The following is a 2,148-nucleotide window of genomic DNA, read 5'->3' on the forward strand; positions in this document are numbered from 1 at the left end:
CGGCGGGTATCTCCAAACGTCTGGTGGATATCGCCGAAAGCTTAGCGGGTCCCGTAACAGGTGGCCTTGGCGCAGCAACGGTAATGGCGTGTCTTTTCTTTGGTGCTATCTCGGGTTCAGGCCCTGCAACCACCGCTGCGGTAGGCATGCTAATGGTGCCTGCGATGGTCAAGCGTGACTACGATAAGAGCTACGCATCGGCAGTTACTGCTGCATCTGGTGGCTTGGGCATTATCATCCCACCATCCATTCCCTTGGTTATCTTTGGTATCTCCGCAATGGGCTTAATGGCGCCACCGGAAGCCATTGCTCAACACGGCCAGTTTGCTTCTTTGTCTATTCCAAAACTGTTTGTTGCTGGGGTTGTACCGGGCTTCATCATGGCTTCGACGCTGGTGGTAACCAACTACTTCATTGCTAAGCGAGAAGGCTATAAAGGGTTGACTGAAACCTGGTCGTTTGGCGATGTAAGGCACTACTTGCGCCGCGGTTTATGGTCGATATTAGCGCCGTTCTTGATTCTTGGCGGTATCTACAGCGGCATGTTCACACCAACAGAATCTGCGGTTGTAGCGATATTCTATTCGTTGTTTGTGGGTGTATTTATTCACCGCGAATTGTCGTTCAAAAGTGTGATGAAATCTCTATCGACCACGACATGGATCACCGGACGTGTGTTGTTGATCCTCTTTGCAGCAACAGTATTTGGACGCTTGTTGATCGAGCAAAAGATCCCGGTTGTCGTGGCTGAATCATTACTCAGTTTTACCGACAACATGTACATGGTGTGGGCGCTAACCATTACCTTGTTGTTGTTCATCGGCATGTTTATGGAAACCTTAGCGGCGATCATGATCATCGTGCCAGTGTTACTGCCAATCATGTACATGCTGGGCGCTGATCCAACTCACGTGGGCATCGTGGTGGTGTGTACCTTATCGATAGGTTTTGCAACGCCGCCGCTTGGGGAAAATATCTTTGTCGCCTCGGGAATAGGGGGTTCCACGGTTGAACAAATCACCGCGAAGATCCATCCCTTTGTTCTTGCTTCTGTTGTGGGCGTTTTCGTTATCGCTTTCTTCCCACAAATTACGCTTTGGCTACCGTCCTTAGTCGGCTATTAGGAGAGATAACCATGAATTTATCCAGAATCATCCTCATTGGTTGTGCCGTGTTTGCAGTGGTGAGTGGTATTAGTTTACGTGCGGAACACTCTGAAATAGAGAAAGAAGCCAAGCCTGTCAATGTGCTCGATATTTCTGAACCACATGTTGTCAGTAAGGCTGAAAGAAGAGCCAAAACCTTGCTTGCCAAGGCAGTGATACACGTTCAAAAAGAGGGCGACGATAGCGTCAAAGACTTCATGAGTGACCCTGAATATATCGATGGTGAGCTTTATGTGTTTGCGTTGGGCATTGATGGCCAATTCCTTGCCAGCGGCGGCTCGTCAATGGTGTTAGTGGGTGACAGTGTTTTAGATACGCAAGACGTCTACGGTAATCCTTTTTTCCGTGAAATGATCACCAAAGCAGTACACAACGGTTTTGGTGAAGTGAAGTATCACTGGACCAATCCGACCGATCGAATGGGTGAGCCGAAAACGACTTTCTTTGAACGTGTGGGTGATGTGATTGTCGCTGTCGGTTATTACCCTGAACGTTCCAGTGCGGCCGAAGCAAAGAATTTACTGGCGAGAGCGATGACCGCGATAGTGGAGTCAGAACAAGAGAGCCTAAATGAGTTTAATGATGCCGATGGCAGCTTTGTAGAAGGGGATTTGTATGTGTTTGTGATGGATATGAGCTCTGGAAAGTTGCTGGCGCATGGGGTCTCTCCTGAGCTAGTTGGGCGTTCGCACAGCGAGATTCTAAGCCCTGACGATAAGCCAATTCTTACTGAGATGTTGAACCTTGCGAAAGAAAACGGCCGAGGTGTTTACACTTATCGTTGGTTGAACCCGCTGTCGAGTAAAGTCGAAACCAAGCACACGTATTACCGTGTTATCGACAATAAGCTAGTAGGGGTCGGTTATTACACAAATTCAAACAAGACGTAAAAATGAATATTCTATGATCGTAAGTCTATTTAAATTAATGGCTTACGACTCTTTTTACCCCTAAAAATAGGAGTGTGTAAAAAAGCAATTTA

Annotated in this window: 2 protein-coding genes; both read left to right on the plus strand. The window is 47.5% G+C overall.

All coding sequences use genetic code 11. The features are described 5' to 3' along the window. The coding region (locus AB4512_RS13930) for a TRAP transporter large permease (RefSeq protein ID WP_372175064.1) at nucleotides 1-1,124 on the plus strand (1,124 nt) is incomplete at its 5' end. A gap of 11 nt (nucleotides 1,125-1,135) precedes the next feature. Next, a complete protein-coding gene (locus tag AB4512_RS13935) occupies nucleotides 1,136-2,056 on the plus strand; it encodes a cache domain-containing protein (RefSeq protein WP_171732748.1) in 921 nt (306 codons plus the stop codon). The last annotated feature ends 92 nt before the right edge of the window (nucleotides 2,057-2,148 follow it).

The organism is Vibrio sp. 10N.222.52.B7, from assembly GCF_041474275.1.
In the GTDB taxonomy this organism is placed as follows: domain Bacteria; phylum Pseudomonadota; class Gammaproteobacteria; order Enterobacterales; family Vibrionaceae; genus Vibrio; species Vibrio crassostreae_C.

Excerpts from the sequence above, each read along its gene's own strand:
- AB4512_RS13935 (WP_171732748.1), top strand. The coding sequence starts at position 1,136 with ATGAATTTATCCAGAATCATCCTCATTGGTTGTGCCGTGTTTGCAGTG.